The 19,869-nt window shown below is 49.3% G+C and carries 18 protein-coding genes; 3 read left to right on the plus strand and 15 right to left on the minus strand.

Annotation, left to right across the window (positions count from 1 at the left end; all coding sequences use genetic code 11):
* Positions 1 to 62: 62 nt before the first annotated feature.
* The 4 genes from scpA to C0068_RS05235 form a co-directional block, all read right to left on the minus strand.
* Positions 63 to 2,222 (minus strand): methylmalonyl-CoA mutase, encoded by a 2,160-nt coding sequence (gene scpA / locus C0068_RS05220; protein ID WP_103683434.1) that lies wholly within the window; start codon positions 2,220 to 2,222, stop codon positions 63 to 65.
* Between the two features lie 125 nt (positions 2,223 to 2,347).
* A complete protein-coding gene (mce, locus tag C0068_RS05225; RefSeq protein ID WP_103683435.1) occupies positions 2,348 to 2,761 on the minus strand; it encodes a methylmalonyl-CoA epimerase in 414 nt (137 codons plus the stop codon).
* Positions 2,762 to 2,818: 57 nt separating this feature from the next.
* Positions 2,819 to 5,662 carry a biotin/lipoyl-containing protein gene (locus C0068_RS05230; RefSeq protein ID WP_103683559.1) on the minus strand — a complete coding sequence of 948 codons (2,844 nt, stop codon included), beginning with the start codon at positions 5,660 to 5,662 and terminating at the stop codon, positions 2,819 to 2,821.
* A 69-nt stretch (positions 5,663 to 5,731) separates the two neighbouring features.
* A complete protein-coding gene (locus tag C0068_RS05235) occupies positions 5,732 to 7,465 on the minus strand; it encodes an acyl-CoA carboxylase subunit beta (RefSeq protein WP_103683436.1) in 1,734 nt (577 codons plus the stop codon).
* A 365-nt stretch (positions 7,466 to 7,830) separates the two neighbouring features.
* On the opposite strand from C0068_RS05235, the gene pabB reads away from it, so the two are divergent.
* Positions 7,831 to 9,186 carry an aminodeoxychorismate synthase component I gene (pabB, locus tag C0068_RS05240; protein ID WP_103683437.1) on the plus strand — a complete coding sequence of 452 codons (1,356 nt, stop codon included), beginning with the start codon at positions 7,831 to 7,833 and terminating at the stop codon, positions 9,184 to 9,186.
* A gap of 7 nt (positions 9,187 to 9,193) precedes the next feature.
* Here pabB and thrH read toward each other — a convergent pair whose 3' ends face one another.
* From thrH to C0068_RS05260, 4 genes are all read right to left on the minus strand, one after another.
* The gene (thrH, locus tag C0068_RS05245) at positions 9,194 to 9,811 is read right to left on the minus strand and encodes a bifunctional phosphoserine phosphatase/homoserine phosphotransferase ThrH (protein WP_103683438.1); all 618 of its coding nucleotides are present in this window, start codon (positions 9,809 to 9,811) and stop codon (positions 9,194 to 9,196) included.
* Between the two features lie 193 nt (positions 9,812 to 10,004).
* Complete coding sequence (gene cysB / locus C0068_RS05250) at positions 10,005 to 10,979, minus strand: HTH-type transcriptional regulator CysB (RefSeq protein WP_103683439.1); 975 nt, start codon at positions 10,977 to 10,979, stop codon at positions 10,005 to 10,007.
* 137 nt (positions 10,980 to 11,116) lie between these two features.
* Entirely contained in the window at positions 11,117 to 12,028 is a 912-nt protein-coding gene (locus C0068_RS05255; protein ID WP_103683440.1) for a 5'-nucleotidase, read from the minus strand.
* 69 nt (positions 12,029 to 12,097) lie between these two features.
* The gene (locus C0068_RS05260; protein WP_158249920.1) at positions 12,098 to 13,546 is read right to left on the minus strand and encodes a trypsin-like serine peptidase; all 1,449 of its coding nucleotides are present in this window, start codon (positions 13,544 to 13,546) and stop codon (positions 12,098 to 12,100) included.
* A 45-nt stretch (positions 13,547 to 13,591) separates the two neighbouring features.
* Between C0068_RS05260 and alr the strand changes: the two genes are divergently transcribed.
* Positions 13,592 to 14,674, plus strand: a complete 1,083-nt coding sequence (alr, locus tag C0068_RS05265; protein ID WP_103683442.1) for an alanine racemase — start codon at positions 13,592 to 13,594, stop codon at positions 14,672 to 14,674.
* A 33-nt stretch (positions 14,675 to 14,707) separates the two neighbouring features.
* On the opposite strand, the gene C0068_RS05270 is transcribed toward alr, so the two are convergent.
* From C0068_RS05270 to C0068_RS05300, 7 genes are all read right to left on the minus strand, one after another.
* Positions 14,708 to 14,962 (minus strand): Txe/YoeB family addiction module toxin, encoded by a 255-nt coding sequence (locus tag C0068_RS05270; protein WP_103683443.1) that lies wholly within the window; start codon positions 14,960 to 14,962, stop codon positions 14,708 to 14,710.
* Positions 14,959 to 15,210 carry a type II toxin-antitoxin system Phd/YefM family antitoxin gene (locus tag C0068_RS05275; protein WP_103683444.1) on the minus strand — a complete coding sequence of 84 codons (252 nt, stop codon included), beginning with the start codon at positions 15,208 to 15,210 and terminating at the stop codon, positions 14,959 to 14,961. Before C0068_RS05275 ends, C0068_RS05270 begins: the two co-directional genes overlap by 4 nt.
* A 133-nt stretch (positions 15,211 to 15,343) precedes the next feature.
* Positions 15,344 to 16,693 (minus strand): alanine/glycine:cation symporter family protein, encoded by a 1,350-nt coding sequence (locus C0068_RS05280; protein WP_103683445.1) that lies wholly within the window; start codon positions 16,691 to 16,693, stop codon positions 15,344 to 15,346.
* A gap of 128 nt (positions 16,694 to 16,821) precedes the next feature.
* The gene (locus C0068_RS05285; RefSeq protein ID WP_103683446.1) at positions 16,822 to 17,856 is read right to left on the minus strand and encodes a 1-aminocyclopropane-1-carboxylate deaminase/D-cysteine desulfhydrase; all 1,035 of its coding nucleotides are present in this window, start codon (positions 17,854 to 17,856) and stop codon (positions 16,822 to 16,824) included.
* Positions 17,857 to 17,908: 52 nt separating this feature from the next.
* Positions 17,909 to 18,244: a preprotein translocase subunit YajC gene (gene yajC / locus C0068_RS05290; protein ID WP_103683447.1), complete on the minus strand. Its 336-nt coding sequence runs from the start codon at positions 18,242 to 18,244 to the stop codon at positions 17,909 to 17,911.
* Positions 18,245 to 18,333: 89 nt separating this feature from the next.
* Positions 18,334 to 19,104 (minus strand): exodeoxyribonuclease III, encoded by a 771-nt coding sequence (locus C0068_RS05295; protein WP_103683448.1) that lies wholly within the window; start codon positions 19,102 to 19,104, stop codon positions 18,334 to 18,336.
* Complete coding sequence (locus C0068_RS05300) at positions 19,055 to 19,381, minus strand: hypothetical protein (RefSeq protein WP_103683449.1); 327 nt, start codon at positions 19,379 to 19,381, stop codon at positions 19,055 to 19,057. The genes C0068_RS05295 and C0068_RS05300 overlap by 50 nt, the downstream gene beginning before the upstream one ends.
* 2 nt (positions 19,382 to 19,383) lie before the next feature.
* Between C0068_RS05300 and C0068_RS05305 the strand changes: the two genes are divergently transcribed.
* On the plus strand, positions 19,384 to 19,863 hold the full coding sequence (locus C0068_RS05305) for a nuclear transport factor 2 family protein (protein WP_103683450.1): 480 nt from the start codon (positions 19,384 to 19,386) through the stop codon (positions 19,861 to 19,863).
* Positions 19,864 to 19,869: the final 6 nt, after the last annotated feature.

Below are 19,869 nucleotides of genomic sequence, written 5' to 3' on the forward strand. Positions count from 1 at the left end.
GTCTGACGTCAGAGGTAAGAGCCGCACGTCCGACTTCCGATCTCTGACACCAGACTCACCACTTAGCCCTTATACGCCTCATTCACCGCATCCAACACGCCGCGCGCGGCTAGTGGAATTTTAGTGCCTGGGCCAAAGATGCCTTTCACTCCGGCTTGGTATAGGAAGTCGTAGTCTTGGCGTGGAATAACACCGCCAGCGATAACGATGATGTCGTCGGCACCGACTTTTTTGAGTTCGGCGATAAGCTCAGGAATCAGTGTTTTATGACCCGCTGCCTGTGACGATACACCAACAACGTGTACGTCGTTTTCTACTGCTTGCTTGGCCACTTCTTCTGGTGTTGAGAACATTGGCGACAGGTCAATATCAAAACCTACGTCAGCAAAGGCGGTGGCGATAACTTTAGCGCCGCGATCGTGACCGTCTTGCCCCATTTTGCACACTAGCATACGTGGACGACGGCCGTGTTTCTCGCTGAAGTCTTCGATGTCTTTGGTGATTCCCTGCCAATTTTCATCGTCTTGGTAAGCGCTGCCGTATACACCAGACACGGTTTGCGCTTGGGCATTAAAGCGACCAAATTCACGTTCCATAGCGAAGGATATCTCCCCAACCGTTGCGCGCAGACGAGTTGCTTTAACCGCGAGGTCTAACAGATTACCTTCACCGGTTAATGCGCACTGATAAATTGCTTCCAGCGCATCTTCAACGGCAGCTTCGTCGCGCTCGGCACGAATTTTTGCCAATGCCGCAACCTGGGATTCACGCACTGCATTGTTGTCGATATCTAGAACTTCAACGTCGTCTTCTTCCGCTAAGGTGTATTTGTTTACACCGACGATAACGTCTTCGCCACGGTCAATACGGGCTTGTTTGCGAGCAGCAGATTCTTCGATACGCAGCTTAGGCAGACCAGTTTCAATCGCCTTAGCCATACCGCCCTTCTCTTCCACTTCTTGGATGAGTTCCCATGCGCGGTCAGCGATATCTTTTGTCAGTGATTCCATCATGTAAGAACCGCCCCAAGGATCGACAACCTTGGTGATGCCGGTTTCTTCTTGAATGATGAGCTGGGTATTACGCGCAATACGTGAGGAGAACTGGGTTGGCAGTGCAATTGCCTCGTCTAAAGCGTTGGTATGCAGTGACTGGGTGCCACCAAATACCGCCGCCATCGCCTCGATAGTGGTACGAACAATATTGTTGTAGGGGTCTTGTTCGGTCAATGACCAGCCCGAGGTTTGGCTGTGGGTACGCAGCATTTTAGAGCGCGAGTTTTTTGGTTCGAACTCGCTAACAATTTTCGACCACAGCAAACGTGCGGCGCGCATCTTGGCAATTTCCATATAGAAATTCATGCCAATGCCCCAGAAGAAAGACAGACGACCAGCAAATTTGTCGATGTCTAAACCGGCGGCAATTGCCGTGCGAATATATTCTTTACCGTCTGCTAGAGTGTAAGCCAGCTCAAGCGCGGCGTCGGCGCCCGCTTCCTGAATATGGTAGCCAGAAATAGAAATGGTATTGAATTTCGGCATATTGTCAGACGCGTATGCGATGATGTCGCCGATAATTTTCATTGAAGGCAGTGGTGGGTAAATATAGGTATTACGCACCATGAATTCTTTCAGAATGTCGTTCTGAATTGTACCGGACAACTGATCTTGACCTACGCCCTGCTCTTCAGCGGCAACGATATAACCCGCCAAAACTGGCAATACAGCGCCGTTCATGGTCATGGAAACTGAGACTTTATCCAGCGGGATTTCGTTGAATAACACCTTCATGTCTTCAACTGAGTCGATGGCCACACCGGCTTTACCCACATCACCGGTGACTCGCGGATGATCAGAGTCATAACCACGGTGAGTTGCCAAGTCGAATGCTACTGAAACGCCCTGCCCACCAGCAGCTAATGCTTTACGGTAAAAGGCGTTAGATTCTTCAGCGGTAGAAAAGCCAGCGTACTGACGAATTGTCCACGGACGGCCAGCGTACATTGTCGGCTGTGGGCCGCGAATAAATGGCTCAACACCAGGTAAGGTATTGGTGTATGGCAGATCCTGAGTATCTTCTTTGGTGTACAAAGGCTTTACATCTATACCTTCTGGGGTGTGCCAAACTAAATCCTCAAGCGTTTGGTTGCCTTTGGCGAGGGTTTTATTCGCCATTGCTTTCCACTCGTCTACGGAAGTCTCGGGAGCTTTGTAATCAGCCATACATGTACCTGTCTGTTTTCGTGAGGGTCAGTGTTTAGGGAAGATGCCGAGGCGGACCTCCCCTAGTAAAACGTGATCGTGCCGCTTATGTGTATCACCACCGGATACGCGGCATCGCTCGACATTTAGTGGTGATCATCTCCTGGTTGGCTCAACTCAATGAGTACGCCATCGCAGGATTTAGGATGAATAAAGATAACCTGGCAATTATGTGCACCCAGCGATGGCGCATCGCTAAGAAATTGATAGCCCAGTGCTTTTAAGCGAGCGACATCGGCAATAATATCATCAGTGCTAAAGCACAAATGGTGCAAGCCACCTGGCTTTTTCTCTAGGTATTTGGCAATGGGGCCTTCGCCACGCAATGGACTAACCAGCTCGATGCTGGTGGATTTCAGTGGAAAGAACGCCGTCGAGGTTTTGGCTGTTTCAACCTCTTCAGTGCCTTCGTAAGTCAAACCAAAATCTTCTAAAAACCGCTTGATAGCTTTTTCTAAATCGGGAACTGCGACCGCAATATGATCAAGACCAGTAATCATGTGAATACTCCTAATGGTTAAATAAACGGCCGGCTGCGCACAGCCGGCCTATAACATTTACTTAAGGGTCGCCAAAAACTCGATAGTCTTAGCGCGGCGAGCCTCAGCAATTTCCTCAGGGGTTTCCACAACAATTTTTTCGTCAGGGATGATCTTGAACAATGGCTGACCTTTCTTAATGATCACACCATCACCCTCAACCAAAACCTTGTCGATAGTACCGGAGAACGGCGCCACTACTTTGTTGAACATCTTCATAACTTCAACAATGTAAAGGGTGTCGCCCGCTTCGAAATGGTCGCCGGCGTTCACAAATACGTCCATACCTGGCGCTTCACGGGGGTAGAACATACCACCACTTGCTGCCAAGACTTCGTCTGATTTCGCTGCTGGTGGCGGTACCAAAACTTTGGCCATACGCTTTTGCAGCGCTTCATCAGTAAGACGATCTGGAATATTAATACTTAAATCAGCGTTAACACTCAATTCACAGAAGCCAGTTTTGTCAGCTATATACGCCAGCACTGACAAGACTTCCGTACCTGCAAAGTAACCGGCGTGGGCGCTGCGCACCGCAGCCCATTGCTCCGCGCTAAAGCCTTTAGGTGCTTTGTCAGACGCAAGAAGCGCCTCAAGCGCAGGGAAATCCGCCGCATCGACTTTTTCATTTAGCGCTTTATAGAAACTAACAGCCGAGCTCAATATCTCGTGATCGTGATCCCAGATCATGTAACGGGCAGGTTTACCCGTTTCAAAATCCATATTGAGGTAGTGATACAGCTTGTCTAGCAGTTCAATAGGGTTAACGGCCCATTTGATTTTGCCGTTTTCAATCTGCAGGCTGTTTTTATTCATGCTCAGCCAGCCAGCCATATAGTGCGGCTCAGCGAACAAGCGCTCCAGCGGACGGGTCATCAGCAGCTTTTTGGCGTCGAGTGCTTCTGCCCAAGCCGCTGCGTTGTGACCGGCTTGACTGACATAGCGCTGGCGAATTTCTGCATAGGCAACGTCTAGGTCGATTTGGTTGGCCTGCTCTTTCAACAAGCCTACCGCCGTCAAATAAGGCACGATAAAACGGGTTGAAGGACGTGCGTTTATGCCGTTGCCAATAAACCAGTGAACCAAACCGTAGTGGAATTCTAGGTTTGTCGCTAAATCCTTACCACGCAGTTCAGTGCGGCGCAGAATCTCTGCCAGACGCTGGTAGCTTGCCAGACGGGTTTCACCAGTCGTCAGCAATAAGGCAATATTCGAGTCATACGCACCGGCAAGGTGGTATTTCATGAATACGTCGGTATCTGGGTTATGGGTAGAAATACCTTGGTCATCACGGATTTCACCAGGAATCGCATTTGACCAGTTTTCAATTACGCCGCCAGCATGGGGCTGCAGCGCTTGGTTGGTCGCGTTCATACGCGCTTCAACCGAGGTTTTTTCCCGCAAAATACGCGTTGGCTTAGGTAATCTTTTACCGTGACGCGCCAATAACACCATCACTTCAACCAAGCTTTCTGCGATGAAGTAATCACCCGAGTCGTCTGGGTTGGTGAACTTGAGCTTGTAGCAAAGCTCGGTAACTCGGTGCTCTACCTGGATACGGGTATTCATTTCCATGAAGTAATGAGACTCACCGTCGACGATACACTCAAAGGTGCCGACCGAGTCCAATTTCACCGCTTCACCAAAAACCGCGCCCTCGTGTTCCATGCGCTGCAATATCACGAGATCTTTCTTGAGTTGCTCCGCTTCGTCTTTGCTACCCGCCGCTTCCGCAACTGCAATAGCCGCTTCCAACTCTTCTTCTGTAACAGACACCTCTAACAGCTTTTGCTCGTGCATTTGCAATGAACAGTCGCGACCACCCATCGTCATACACCATTCGCCATTACCCACCACCTGAATTTCTTGGTGACGGGTGGTGTCGATATTCATTTCGATAAGAACGTTTTTGTTGTCGCCCACACCATTGGTTTTAAGTTCGATCAAACATTCTTGTACCAGTGATGGGACCTTGGCAGCCGCTTTTTCTACTTTTTCTTCAATCGTCGCACCTTCATACGAATTGGCAGACTGAAGAATACGCTGGCCTTTACCACCGCCACCGGCAATGGCTTTAAGGCGGAAACGGTTGTTTGGCTTTTCTGCCAACATACGCTTGGCTTCAACTTGTAAGGCAAGACCAATATCCGCAGCAGTAATAATATCGATACCGGCAGCGTAAGATGCAGCCAGCAAAGCGAGTGCTTTTTCTTCTGCATCTTTACATGCAGCAAAATCGACATCTAGGTTATTGTCTTTCGCGCACTTCTCTAGGCCGTCAACGCCGTATTTGGCGAATAGCGCCAAGCTGGTTGCGTTGTTCACACCGGGCGTAACCGATACGCCAGTTTCCAAGGCGGTGCGTTTTGCCTGATCTTTCATACCGGCGGATTTTTGAGTGAAAGAGCAAGGCCCAATAAAATTCAGCCCAGCTTTTTCCATTGATTCCACCATTTCGGCGTCTTCCGACATAAAACCATAGCCGGCGAAAATAGCGTTGTAGCCATTATCGTAGGCAATGCGGATGATCTGCTGAATACGGCGAATACGCTCTTCCTTGGTGGCACCTGTGTAATCCGGCACGCGGTGAACGCGGTTTGGATCAGTCAGGGTGCGCAGCTCAGGTGCCAAAGCATTGGTATAAGTAATGGAGTCTTTTTCTGAGAGCAAAATACCGTAGTGGTTTATGCCCATTTCGTCGAAGACATCCATCGCTTCTTTACGAATTGGGCCACGGCAAATTATCAATGGTTTCAAATCATTACAGGCGAAACTTCTAGTCCATGCTGTGTTTGATTTAGCGAGCTGACGGTCCTTGTGCACCATCGGATTGTTTAGGTAGTAATTGTTACTTGCTTGCACGTCGAATAACCTCGTTAGCGAATCGTCTTGAGTCAATGAATTACGGAACATATACCTACACCGCGAGAATTAATGGAATTCCCGCTGCGTGCCACTCATAGGCTCAGGCTTATAAGCCTTGAGGTGCAGTTCCAGTTGTTCACCCAATACCTTGCGCAGGTCAGAGGGCATGACGATCTGGGATATTGATCCCAGGCTTAGTGCTTCATTCGGATTCATCAGCTCACGCTCATAGCGTTGGGTCAGTAGCAATTCTTCCTGCTTCTGCCACGCCGCTACAGCGTCTTTTGCAGCTGCGGCAGCTTCTGACTCAGGCATTCCAGCCTTCACATTTTGCGCGGTGAGTTCCGCAATTTTTGGTTTCACAGAGGTCCGTATTTTGCGCACCTCGTCTTTATAAACATATTCAACACCCGCTGGCCCCATAACCGCCAAACGGGTTGTTGGCAGCGCACAGACAAAATCTGCACCCGTTGGGTAGTTGTTGAATGCCGCGTAGGCGCCACCAAAAGCGTTGCGAACAATCATCAGGAAACGCGGAGTGCGAAGATCAATGATCGCATCTAGCATAGCGCGACCAGCTTGAACGATACCGCCCGCCTCCTGCTCTTTGCCAGGCAGGAAGCCCGTGGTGTCTTCCATAAAGATCACTGGGATGTTGTACACATTACAGAAGCGGATGAAGCGCGCGTTTTTATACGCCGCATCAATATCGATCTGACCAGAGGCAACCGCCGAGTTATTGGCCACAAAACCGACGACGTTACCGCCCATACGACCCAGCGCGCAGACAGTGTTACGAGCGCGCTCAGGCTGAATTTCAAAGAAATCGCCGTGATCACACATCTGCTGAATGATAATGCTGATATCAAATGGGGTGTTAAAACCAGTGGGGCTGTTAAAGGCTTTCTTCAATAACAGGTCAATATCCCAAGTTTTACGGCTGATTGGGTCAGAGGTGGGCTGAAAGGCAGGCGCTTCAGCGCTGTTGTTCGGCAAATAGTTCAGCAGTTCTTTTACTTTGCGCAATGCCGCCACTTCGTCAGGCACAACAAAGTCAGTCACACCCGATTTAGAGTGGACACTAGGACCACCTAGCTCATCGGCAGTGACGTCTTCACCAAGCACCGATTTAACAACGCCGGGGCCAGTCAAACCAAAAAAGGTTTCATTGGGTTGAATAACGAATGAGCCTTGACGCGGCAAATAAGAACCACCGCCCGCATTGTAGCCAAACATGCACATAATTGACGGTACAACGCCGTTGATATGACGCAGTGCGGTAAAGGCTTCTGCGTAGCCGTCCAAACCACCCACACCGGCGGGAATGTATGCACCGGCAGAGTCATTCATGCCAACAAGCGGAATACCAAGCTTGCCTGCAAGTTTAAACAGATTAGCCAACTTGCTACCGTTGGTTGCGTCCATAGAGCCGGCGCGAACGGTGAAGTCGTGGCCATACATGGCCACATCGCGGCCATTTACTTTAACGATAGCGGTCACCAAAGACGCGCCATCTAAATTCTTACCCCAGTTTTGGTAAAGGATTTTAGCTTCAGTGCCGGCATCAGCCAGTACATCAATCCTTTCCCAAATGGTCATACGCTTCTTTTCATGCTGCTTTTGAATGCCTTTAACACCGGCCATTTTCTTAGGACGTTGTTGAAGATCATAACCAGCTTGAAGCGCTGCTTCGTATAAACCAGGATCGTAATCGATTTGACCAGGGACGGTGAACTCGAGCTCTGCTTTCGTCTCGAAGGGGTTTTCCAGTGAGGGTATCGTCGTAGCTATTTTTGTCATGCCTGTCAGTTCCAGCTGCATTTCATTTATAGGTAACCCGCGCTCATACCGCAAGCATTGACACTTTGATGTGTGGGCTAGAGTGAGATTCTTCGATCCCTATCACTGCTTGTTTATCAAAGGGGCATTACGCCAGCTGACATATTGAACTGCGGATGAATGAGAATAACCGTTCTGTGTGGTGCGATGACGGCTTGGTGTTTCTCAAAGCGGCGGCTAACATTACTGGCAAAGGGCCTCTCTGTCAATCCAAACGGCCGTCCTGAGACTTTGCTCAATTAGATAAAACACTAGATTTTTCAGCCTCATAGCACGTAAAATCGCCATCTACCAGTAGCGTTTGACCGACCACCGAGCAACATCCCATGGCTAGCCTTCGTCGCATATTGTTACCCTACACCTGCGACAGCTGTGCCCTATTTGCAAAGCTTAAACACCTCCCTTTTCCGGTTTTTCTAGACAGTGCCGCACCATTTAGCGACTACGGTCGTTTCGATATTATTTGCGCTCAGCCGGAAAAGATAATTTCATTTAAATCAAATAATTATGAAAACATTGATACATTCTTGTTTAATAGTGAAAAGCTTTTAAAGACTGTTAGCGACACCTACCTTCACGCCGATGACCTTCCTTTCTGTGGGGGGGCTATTGGCTATTTGAGCTACAATTTTGGCGAACTCAGCCTCGGTAAACGCGAACCAGCAACAACCAGCACGACCGCCTATCCACCTGAGGCCCACATTGGTATTTATCCTTGGGTCATTGTGGTAGACCATGAACGCCAGCGCTGTGAATTGGTAGCACAAGCCAGCCTTAGCGAGCAAAGCTTGGCGGAAATAGAACGGTTGATTTTGAATGAGCTTGAAACGCCGACTGAGCTGCTGCCATTCAAACTTAACGGCGAATTTAATAGCTCATTAAATGCGACCAAATATCAACAGGCCTTCAAGCGTATTCAAGACTACATCCGCGCCGGTGATTGCTACCAGATCAACCTTACCCGTGCCTTCAGCGCGCCCTATGAGGGCGATTCTTGGCAGGCATACCGAGGACTAAGGGAAGCGGCAGCGGCGCCCTACTCGGCCTACATTGACCTAGGTGAAAGCCAAATTTTGAGTTTCTCTCCCGAGCGCTTGCTGTCAGCCAATAACGCCGCCCTGCAAACTCAACCCATTAAAGGCACCGCAGCCCGCGATCCTGACCCAGACAAAGATCTGGCTTTGGCCAAGGCACTGCAACAAAGCACTAAGAATCGCGCAGAGAACGTGATGATTGTCGATCTGCTACGCAATGACTTCAGCAAAAGCTGCGTGGCCGCCTCTGTTAAAACGGAACAACTTTGCGAATTGCAGAGCTTTCGCACCGTACACCATTTAGTGAGCACCGTGTCTGGCCAATTACGACCAGATTGCTCTCCCTTTAATGCTTTGTTGAACTGTTTTCCTGGAGGATCTATCACCGGCGCCCCCAAACATCGTGCAATGGAAATCATTCGAGAAATCGAACCACATCAGCGCGGCGTGTATTGCGGAAGCATTTTCTATTTAGGTGCTGGCGGAAAAATGGACAGCAATATCACCATCCGCAGCTTTGTGTGTGCAGATAATACAATTACCGGGTGGGCGGGAGGCGGCATTGTGGCCGATTCAGATGTCGATGAGGAATTTGTCGAAACGGAAACAAAAATCGGCAAGCTCCTGCAGGCGCTTGCCGATTTATAGCGTGAACTTACAGGCTTAGATTACGATTTGAAGCCTTAATAAACTCTAATTTCAATGCTTCGTAGTCATGCACCGCAGGGAATTGCGGAAACTCGCGAATCACATTATCTGGCGCCTTAAATAAAATACCCGCATCAGCCTCAGCCAACATGGTGGTGTCGTTATAGGAATCACCAGCGGCGATAATACGGTAGTAAAGGGTTTTAAGCGCCAATACCGACTGACGCTTTGGGTTTACTTGGCGGATGCGGTAGTCAACAACTTTGCCAAGGCTATCAGTTTCTAATTTATGGCAGAGCAATGTCGGCCAACCAAGCTGCTTCATCAGCGGTGCGGCAAATTCGTAGAATGTATCTGACAAAATAATGACCTGAAAACGCTCACGCAGCCAATCCAGAAACTCTCGCGCCCCCTCCATTGGCGACATATCGGCAATCACTTCTTGAATATCCGGCAGCCCCAATCCATTTTCGTGCAGTAAACGCAGGCGCTGCTGCATAAGAACGTCGTAGTCAGGAATATCACGGGTGGTCGCCTTAAGGGCTTCAATACCGGTGCGCTCGGCAAAATCGATCCAAATTTCTGGGATCAACACCCCTTCCAAGTCAAGACAGGCGATTTCCACAACATTACTCCTAAAATTTAATAAATTTACGCTTAGCGTTAAAAAACCGCGACAATCTAACGGCTTGGGGTTAATAAAGCAATGCTGAGGGGCAAGCCTGAAGTCGGACGCTAGGTGTCTGGCGTAAGGTCAAAATCGACACACTAAGCGTGAATTTTCGTCCGACTTTCGACATCAGACATCCGACGCCGCCTCAATACATCGGCAATTCTATATCCGCAAACAAGGCATCTAGGTCATTTTTACTCTGACATTGATAAGCCTTGTCGACGAGGTCCGCGGTTAAATGCGGTGCGAACAGTTCAACAAAATCGTACATAAATTTGCGCATATATGTGCCGCGCCGAAAGCCGACCTTGGTCACGCTGGGTTCAAACAAATGACTGGCGTTGAGCGCCACCAAATCTGAATCGGCGACGGGGTCATAGGCCATTTCCGCCACTATTCCAATACCCAAGCCCAAACGGACATAGGTTTTAATAACATCAGCATCGGTGGCGGTAAACACCACACGTGGTTCTAGTCCCTTGTCTAAAAACGCTTCGTCTAATTTAGATCGTCCGGTAAAGCCAAATACATAGGTCACAATGGGAAACAGCGCAACGTCTTCTATGCGCAGATGGGCGATGGCGGTCAGCGGGTGGTCTTTTGGGACTAGAATTGTTCTATTCCAGCGATAGCAAGGCATCATAATTAGATCACTGAATAATTCCAGCGCCTCGGTGGCAATGGCAAAATCCACTTCAAAGTTAGCCGCCAATTCAGAAATCTGCATCGGCGTGCCCTGATGCATATGCAGCGATACTTCGGGATAGCGATCAATAAAGGTTTTTATAACACTCGGCAATGCATAACGCGCTTGGGTATGGGTCGTCGCTATCGACAGACTGCCCTTTTTGGGGTTTTTAAACTCCTGGGCAATATGTTTAATGCTTTCAGTTTTGTAGAGAATCTCTCCGGCGGTTTTTAAAATAGCCTTACCTGCGGGTGTTATACGGGTGAGGTGCTTGCCATTGCGGGCAAAAATTTCAACACCGAGCTCATCTTCGAGCATGCGAATTTGTTTGCTGATCCCAGGCTGAGAGGTAAATAAGCTCTGAGCGGTCGCCGACACGTTCATTTCATGATGGGCGACTTCCCAGATATAGCGCAATTGCTGCAGTTTCATCCTGATCTGACTCCTGAAATCAAACGTGCTCGAAAACTTCTCGCGCCAGTTGAATATTATTCTTTATATAGCCTTAAACGCATCAGCAAAGCCTTGCGAAAAACGCGTTCTAAAACGCTTATTGCATAACAAGCCGATCACTCTTCCACTTTATTCGCTATGCCATGTGGGACATGGCCGGTGGAAACATGTTCACTCGCGGAGGCACAATGACCGGGCTGGTCGTCAAAAAACACATCTGCACCATAGGCCGCCAAGAACTCGCCCTTGTCTAAGCCACCCAAAAACAGTGATTCATCGATACGAATATTCCAATTCCGCAGCGTTTGAATCACCCGCTTATGCGTAGGTGCGGAGCGCGCTGTTACCAAGGCGATGCGAATCGGTGGATCATCGTCAGACAACTCACACTGCAAAGCGTTTAAGGCAGCGAGGAAATTTTTAAACGGCCCGCCACTCAGCGGGGTATTTGCCGCCGCTACCTCACTTGCAGTGAACGCCTCTAAACCATCGCGCTTAAAGACCTGTTCTGCTTCATCGGAGAAAATCACCGCATCGCCGTCGAAGGCAAAGCGTAATTCTCGCTTGCTCAAAGATTGGGATTTTTTGGAGCGCGGCAGTAAGGTCGCCGCTGCGACGCCGTTATCGAGGGCTCGACGCACGTCTTCTGCATTTGTTGAAAGAAACAAATGACAGCCAAATGCCGACACATACCGGTAAGGGCTTTCACCACCGCTAAAAGCCGCACGACTAATACTCAGGCCGTAGTGTTCAATTGAGTTAAATACCCGCAGGCCGGTATCGGCGGAATTGCGGGATAAGAGAATCACCTCGACCCGAGCATCATCAAGATAATCATTGAGCTGCAATAAACGCTCAACAATGCCAAAGGCTTCTCCCGGCTCTAGGATCTCGTTTTCGTGGTCAATTTGATATTTTTGATAGGCGTTAAGGCCTTCTGACTCGTAAACCCGATGGCTTTCATCCAAATTAAATAGTGCTCTGGATGAAATGGCGACGACTAATTTATTCTCAAATCCTTTGGGCATAAGCTCACTTCGCGACGGGACAAGCTCACTATACAATATGGCCGGAGCAAGACAACAGCCCTTTGCGAATTATGGTCTTGCGGCGGCAAGACTCTGTGGAGGCAATATTGGCATGGCGACAAACAATCCCGCGCTACGCCCCGCTAACAAATCTTGAATATCTGAAATAAGACGAGGGTTGAGCGCAGCGAACACAGCTTGATTGAGAGAGTCGTTGTAAACCCGCGACGATAGCACACCGATAATTTGCTGCTCGCCAGCCTGGTTTTGGGTGATCGCCGCCCCGCTTTGCCCCGCATAGCTATAGCAATCCAGTGCAAATAAATCGCTAAGCCGGCCCCGACCTTCACGCCATAAACTGCCACGGCAGCGGGACGCCCACATGGTGTTCACCGGCTTGTCATTTGGGTAGGCAAGACTATCTACCCACGGATCAGTCGCATTCGGTGTCGCTAAAACAGGGGGCACCGTTAGAGGTAGCGTCCTTGCCAATTTGAATATGGCAATATCAGAACCGCTGTAACGGCCCACTTCGCCGTTAAATTGATCAGCAGCACGATGATCTCTATGGCGCCACACACCGGCGACAGCAATCTTTTGCGGATCAGCAGTCATATGAGTTTCTGAGTAAGGAATAAAATTCACCGACGCCACATGATCACTCCCCTCTGGGGTAAACAAACAGTGCGATGCCGATATCAGCCACTTCGGTGCGATTAAGGTCGCAGTGCAATTGGATTCATAAGGGCTACCATCGGGACGAATCACTCTGCTACGCAGCACCCCTGTCTTCGGCATATGCCTTGGCACACGCCATATTTGCTGACGGGTATCTTCAATACCGCCTGCACCACTTGCTGGGTAGCGCTGAAATATTGTCGTTTGGTGTTCAGAAGCTACGGCGGCGGACTGCCTCATCCAATAAATAGCCGGTACACCGTCGTGGTCTGGGAGTAAGATCTGACGCTTATCCCCTTTGCTCGATATTTGCAAAGCAAGATTAGACTCAACCTCTACTGCTTGGCTAAGACCCGCATCAACAAACACACCAGTCTCAAGGGTGCTAATGCGAGGTAAAAACTCACTGAGCTGATTAAGTACCGCTAAAGCTTTGTCACGCCGCAGAGGGTTGTCGCTCTTAATCTCTCGGCTGAAACGCCTAAGCGCTTCACTCAGGCTAAAACTCCGATCCAGACCTTTAATCACAAAGGCGGCATGCAACAGTGCCAAGTCATGAGGCCAGCGATCATTTACAAGTGTTTTTAAAGCGTAGGCATAGGCTTTATCAATGTCGGCACTAAGCGGTGCAACACCCCAAAAATACCCCTGTGCTAAATCAACATTCCCGTACTGACACTCTGGACTAGGCAGCTCTTCGACGCGGAATACTGAACTATTAGCGGCTGGAAAAAGTGAATCTGAGCTTGGCGCGGGAAACAACACTCTCCCACAGTCGGCATTGACCAAACTGCCAAATAACAAAAACCCACAGACAACAACACTGCGCGCTGTTCTCACCGCGGCAAGCCCGCTAGAATTCAGCAATGATATGAGTTGGAAATTATGCATAAAACAACATGGGTTGAATTCAATAGTAAGGCACTGCGCCACAACGCCAACATGGTGCGACGCCTTGCTCCGCACGCAGCTATATTAGCGATGGTAAAAGCCAATGGCTATGGCCACGGTGCAGAATGGGTCGCCGAGCAATTACACGATATTGTCGATGGCTTTGCCGTCGCCCGCCCTAGCGAAGCCTTCCGCCTGCGCAAAGCCCGCCCTAATGACCGAATACTGCTGTTAGGAACTGAACTAAATGCTGCACTCTTAAACGACTGCGCCGCACATCAGCTAGACCTTGTAATTCACGATATCGACACCGCACGCTTATTGGCCAACACCCCGCTCTCTAAGGCAGTTACGGTGTGGTTGAAAATGAACACCGGCATGAATCGCCTTGGGATGAGTGCCACTGATTTTGCCGAAGCCCATCGCTTGCTTAGCGCCCAAGGGCATATCGCAGCAATACACCACATGAGCCATTTTAGCGACGCAGAAACCGAAGACGCGTCAATCACTCAAGCTCAATACCAAGCGCTAACGTCGCTAAGCAGCACGCTGGGCGACGTCCCTCTAAGCATGGCAAACTCCGCAGCAATCATCGCCCACCCCACCACCCACCTCGACTGGGTAAGACCGGGCATCATGCTTTACGGCGATGACCCAACTTGCACACTTGCACCAGACCAACCCCTACAGGCCGTTATGAGCTTTAAAGCCAAAGTCCTCGCGGTACGAGATGTAGAACCTGGCGAGGGTGTGGGTTACAACCGCCGCTGGAAAGCAGCCCATAAAGCGCGTATTGCCACTATTGCAGCTGGCTATGCAGACGGCTACCCGCGCCAAGCGGTAGACGGCACACCGGTTCTCATTAATGACCAGCGGGCAACACTGGCGGGCAGAGTCTCGATGGATTTACTCACTGTTGATGTTAGTCATCTAGCCGATGTAAAGGCCGGCGACATTGCTACCCTTTGGGGAGACACGCTCAGCGCCGCGGAAATTGGCCGGCACTGTAATACGATAAGCTACGAATTATTTACCCGCATTACTCAACGGGTCGAGCGGTTTTATCTACCAAGCTAATGGCCTACCCAATTCACGGTGTCTCACATTAGATTAATAGTGGTAACGGAGTTGGACAATAAGGAGGGAATCTTGCTGAATTTTATAAACGATTCGGTGTTCGTCATTAATCCTTCTGGACCAATATCCTGAAAGAGCGTGCTTGAGTGACTCTGGCTTTCCGATACCTTCAAAAGGCTCCCGCCTGATTTCTTTGATAAGGGTATTAATACGTTTCAGTATCTGCTTGTCCGTTTTTTGCCAATAAAGGTAGTCTTCCCACGCCTTCTCAGCAAAAATTAATTTCACTCAAGTAATTCCTTTTCCTGCCCATTGCCGTTCTCTAACTCAGCAATGGACTCAATTAGACGCTGAGTATTTTTAGGACTCCTAAGCAGGTATGCAGTCTCTTCTAATGCCTGATAGTCGTCCATGGAAATCATCACCACCGCACCTTCGCCCTTGCGGGTTATAGCTATGGGTGCATGGTCATTGCAGACCTGCTCCATTGTTTTCGCCAAATTACTGCGAGCGGAAGTATAGCTTATGCTGTTCATGATAAAACCTTGTACACGTACAAAAATATGTACAACAGTATAGCAGCGTAAAACAAGGACCTACAAGCTATCCGTATTCCACCACACTTGTCCTTCGCCTAAATTCGATCAGTAAAGGTACGCTCAACGCAGATCAGTTTTTTGCTTTGGCAGCCGCCAGCTGGCTTTTCGTTAATTGAAAAACCACAGGACTCAACAGTATTAGCGCAATTAAGTTTGGTATGGCCATCAAGGCATTCAAGGTATCTGCCAGTAGCCAGATAAAACCGAGATTCGCCATCGCCCCCATCGGTATCGCTAATACCCATGCAATGCGAAATGGCATGACGCCTCGGGCGCCAAAAAAGTAGACCACGCAGCGTTCACTGTAATAAGACCAACCCAACATTGTTGTGAAGGCAAAAGTGGCCAAGCCTAGCGCGACAATATAGTGACCACCTGGAATTTGGGATTCAAATGCTAGAGTAGACAGTGCCGCCCCGCTTTCACCGGTCTGCCACGCGCCGGACAGCAATATGACAAAGCCGGTAACCGAGCACACTAAAATAGTGTCAATAAAGGTACCGAGCATTGCGATCATGCCCTGCCGAACTGGGTTGTTCGTTTTAGCTGCAGCGTGAGCTATTGGGGCACTGCCCAGTCCAGCCTCATTTGAAAATACGCCGCGAGCAACACCAAAGCGAATGGCCGCTGCAATTCCTGCACCGGCAAAACCACCAACAGCAGCGGTGCCGTTAAAAGCAGAATCAATGACCAAAGCTAAAATTGCAGGCAAGGAACTTAGGTTCATTAACAAGATAACGAGGCCGATAGCGAGGTAGCTTACAGCCATAATGGGGACTAAGAATCCGGCAACGCTGGCGACACGCTTTACGCCACCGAGAATAACCGAGGCAACGCCGACAAACATCACCACCGCGCTAATCCAAATTGGCACACCAAATGCCCCTTGCATGGCATCGGCTACAGAGTTGGCTTGCACCGTGTTGCCAATACCAAAGCCCGCCATTGCACCGAATAAGGCAAAGCACGCACCCAGCCAGCGCCAACGTGGACCTAAGCCGTTTTTGATGTAATACATCGGCCCACCGCTAAAATTGCCTTGGGCGTCTTTTTCTCGATAATGCACCGCGCAAACCGCTTCCGCATATTTTGTGGCCATTCCCACCAGCGCAGTGCACCACATCCAGAACAAGGCACCGGGACCACCTAGAGCAATAGCCGTCGCAACACCGGCGATATTGCCGGTACCAATGGTCGCACTTAGTGACGTCATCAGTGCCTGAAACGGGCTGATCTCGCCGCTATCGCCGCTGCCCTTGCGGCCTTGCATCAATAAACGAAATGCCGCGCCAATATTGAGCAAGGGCATCAGCCTAAGCCCAATCATTAAATACGCACCGGTACCGAGTATAAGCACCAGCATTAACGGCCCCCACACCACGCCGTTCACCGCACTAACCAAGGCTGATATTTGCTCCATTTGACGTCCTTTTATTCGAGACCAGGGCTTAACTGCTGCACTTGCCAATACAACGCTAGAATTCAGCTTGGCTTTGCTCCTTAGCTTATGCTGAGGTCTCTATTTATTAAAATTACAAACTTTACCATTCAAAATTTGAATTGTTCTCGCTGGGGAAAGACCCCAAAAACGCCGCCAGTGTGCACAAACACAATGTCACCGGCATCACCAAATAGGCCTTTATTATACTGATCGAGCATGCCGAAAAAGGCTTTGCCAGTATAAACAGGGTCTAAAACCACGCCCTCTAATCGCGCTAGGTCGGCCATGCAATTAAATATCTCAGGGCCCGCCTGGGCGTAGCCGGCACCAACATAACCATCAATCACCTTCACAGAAATGGAATCAAGGTTTATGCCAGTTTGATAGCGCTGCTCCCAATCACTTAGATCACAATTAACTTTATTCAAAAACCACGCTTCATCGTCACAGACATTCACACCCCAAACCTGGGCATCGACACCGTGGCGCAATACGCCAGCACTCAAACCCGCTTGCGTACCCCCTGACCCTGTTGCACAAATAATATGGCGCGGAGAAATATCGTGTTCAGCAAAGTCCTGTTTAAGCTCCGCGCAGGCTTCGACATAACCCCAAACCCCAATGGCGTCAGAAGCCCCGGTTGGAATAATGAATGCCTTACGCGCTTGCTGGTGATATTGGGCTTGCAAAGAATGGAGGATATTCTCTAGTTCGCGCTGGTATTTGGCGGCAGCATAAAAACTTATTTCTGCACCGGCCAAGCGGTCTAATAATAAATTGCCATCGGCAACGTCGGGTTCTGATCCGCGTAATACGAGATGGCATTTCAGACCTAGCTGGGCACAGAGCAACGCCGTTGCCCGGCAGTGATTGGACTGAATCCCACCACAACTTATTATGGTATCGCAGCCTTCTGCCAAGGCTTGCGCCAAATTAAATTCGAGTTTTCTGACTTTATTGCCAGACAATACGCTGCCCGTTAGGTCGTCGCGCTTGACCCATATTCTGGGCCCACCAAGCTGCGAACTTAAACGATCTAAGGGCTGCAGTGGTGTGGGGAGTTGGGCTAGTTTCAGCCGAGGAACCGTGGTGCCAGTGACACCAGAAACAGGAGGTATTGCGTTATTTAGCGTATCAGGCATTTTGCCACCTGTTAGAGAATCGCGCTCCGCAATAGTGCGAAGCGCGTTATCGTTATATCGCCTTTAATGTTCCCTTAGGCAATACGGCATGAATAGACGAACGCTGGAATTTCAATTCAACATTGTCGGTCACACTGACAACAACGTAATCGTCATCAAGCTTGGTGACTTTACCTAGAATCCCGCTGGTCGTAACCACCTCATCGCCTTTGCTTAGTGCAGCGACCATTGCCGCATGCTCTTTCTGGCGCTTGCGCTGTGGACGGATAGCAATAAAGTAAAACAAAGCAAACATCAGTACCAAAAAGCCAATCTGGAACAATTCGCCGCCCGGAGGGGCACCTGCACCAGCAGATTGGGCATGCGCCTCAGAAATGAAAAAACTCATTACACGTCCTTACTCAAAGTCAAAAACCAACGCCGTGGGCGTTTGCCACAGCACTAAAATACGCCTGCAATAGTACACAAGCGGCTAAATCAAAGCGAGTAATCATAGTCCATGATAAACGGAGCGTGATCCGAAAAGCGCTCTTCCGTATAAACACTCGCGCTGCGGATCCCCGCAACCAAATTCGGCGTGATAACTTGGTAGTCTAAACGCCACCCCACATTATTGGCATAGGCCTGACCTCGGTTAGACCACCATGTGTAAACCGCGTCTTGATTGATTTCTCGAAAAGCATCAACAAAGCCCGCCTCGTCATAAAGCTTGTCTAACCACGCTCTTTCATGAGGCAGAAAACCGGAGTTTTTAACATTGCCCTTCCAGTTTTTGAGATCGATTTCCTTATGACAGATATTCCAGTCCGCGCAAATTACTAACTCCCGGCCAGCTTCTTTTAACTCCAGAAAATGCAGGTAAATTTTATCTAAAAAGGCGTCTTTTTTTGCCTGCGCCTCATCACCACTTGAGCCCGAGGGCAAATACATAGAAATAACGCTGATCTTGTCATAGTCTGCACGGATATAGCGCCCTTCACTGTCGGCGGGATCCCACCCCAAAGATGTTGTCACACTGTTCGGGGGCTTTTTGCAGTACATTGCCGTACCGCTATAACCCTTTTTAATTGCATCGCTATATACAGTTGTATATCCCTCTGGGTGGTATAGCGAGTCCTCCAGCTGATCTCGCTGGGCCTTGGTTTCCTGAATACAAACAACGTCCGCATCCTGCTTGGCCAACCACTCAAAAAAACCCTTACGCCCAGCAGACCGAATACCATTGGTATTCGCAGTAATAATGCGCATCCAAATTACTCCGAAAATTAAAATCGCTGCACAGCTTAACAAAAATCCAAATCGCTAGCTGGAACACTTGCCGATTATTAGGTTTTCCTGTGGCAAACAAGTTGGCGGCAACCGCAGATACCTGTGAAATATCAACGTCAAGACACACCCGCACCGGCTTCATCCGTTCAGACCATGTTGCGGACATTTGGCTGGCCTTAAACTGAGCCTTATCAATGTACTGGCGCTCACGCAGCTGCAGTGCAGAACAAAATAATAAACTAAGAGGGATCGCCATCAATGAGCCAACAAGCACTAGACACCTTACTCGCGCTAGAGGCCATAAAAAAGCTGAAGTATGCCTATCTGCGCGCCGTGGACACCCATGATTGGGAACTACTAGAGCAAACCTTGACCCCAGATTGCAGTGCGCGTTACGACGGTGGCAAATACAGTTTTGACGATCGTGCGCAATTAATCAGTGGTTTGAAAGGGCATATGGATTCAACCAAGGTGCTGACTATGCATAACTGCCATCACCCCGAAATTGAGTTGTGCGGCGAAACCACCGCTATCGGTAAGTGGTATTTGCAGGATCTCGTATTTAATCAAGAGCAGAATTGGATGCTATTCGGCACGGCCATATACAGCGATCACTATCGATTAAGCGACGGCGAATGGCGAATTTGCCACACCGAATATGAGCGAATCATGGAAACCATTAACGCCCCTATTCCGGCAAGCCTTAGCTTTACTCACAATATGTTTGAACAAAAATAAGGCAGT

Source organism: Zhongshania marina, assembly GCF_002915595.1.
Classification (GTDB): domain Bacteria; phylum Pseudomonadota; class Gammaproteobacteria; order Pseudomonadales; family Spongiibacteraceae; genus Spongiibacter; species Spongiibacter marinus_B.

Excerpts from the sequence above, each read along its gene's own strand:
- C0068_RS05275 (WP_103683444.1), bottom strand. The coding sequence starts at position 15,210 with ATGAACAGCATAAGCTATACTTCCGCTCGCAGTAATTTGGCGAAAACA.
- C0068_RS05235 (WP_103683436.1), bottom strand. The coding sequence starts at position 7,465 with ATGACAAAAATAGCTACGACGATACCCTCACTGGAAAACCCCTTCGAG.
- C0068_RS05255 (WP_103683440.1), bottom strand. The coding sequence starts at position 12,028 with ATGCCCAAAGGATTTGAGAATAAATTAGTCGTCGCCATTTCATCCAGA.
- mce (WP_103683435.1), bottom strand. The coding sequence starts at position 2,761 with ATGATTACTGGTCTTGATCATATTGCGGTCGCAGTTCCCGATTTAGAA.
- cysB (WP_103683439.1), bottom strand. The coding sequence starts at position 10,979 with ATGAAACTGCAGCAATTGCGCTATATCTGGGAAGTCGCCCATCATGAA.
- alr (WP_103683442.1), top strand. The coding sequence starts at position 13,592 with ATGCATAAAACAACATGGGTTGAATTCAATAGTAAGGCACTGCGCCAC.
- C0068_RS05305 (WP_103683450.1), top strand. The coding sequence starts at position 19,384 with ATGAGCCAACAAGCACTAGACACCTTACTCGCGCTAGAGGCCATAAAA.
- pabB (WP_103683437.1), top strand. The coding sequence starts at position 7,831 with ATGGCTAGCCTTCGTCGCATATTGTTACCCTACACCTGCGACAGCTGT.
- C0068_RS05280 (WP_103683445.1), bottom strand. The coding sequence starts at position 16,693 with ATGGAGCAAATATCAGCCTTGGTTAGTGCGGTGAACGGCGTGGTGTGG.
- scpA (WP_103683434.1), bottom strand. The coding sequence starts at position 2,222 with ATGGCTGATTACAAAGCTCCCGAGACTTCCGTAGACGAGTGGAAAGCA.
- C0068_RS05300 (WP_103683449.1), bottom strand. The coding sequence starts at position 19,381 with ATGGCGATCCCTCTTAGTTTATTATTTTGTTCTGCACTGCAGCTGCGT.
- C0068_RS05295 (WP_103683448.1), bottom strand. The coding sequence starts at position 19,104 with ATGCGCATTATTACTGCGAATACCAATGGTATTCGGTCTGCTGGGCGT.
- yajC (WP_103683447.1), bottom strand. The coding sequence starts at position 18,244 with ATGAGTTTTTTCATTTCTGAGGCGCATGCCCAATCTGCTGGTGCAGGT.
- C0068_RS05285 (WP_103683446.1), bottom strand. The coding sequence starts at position 17,856 with ATGCCTGATACGCTAAATAACGCAATACCTCCTGTTTCTGGTGTCACT.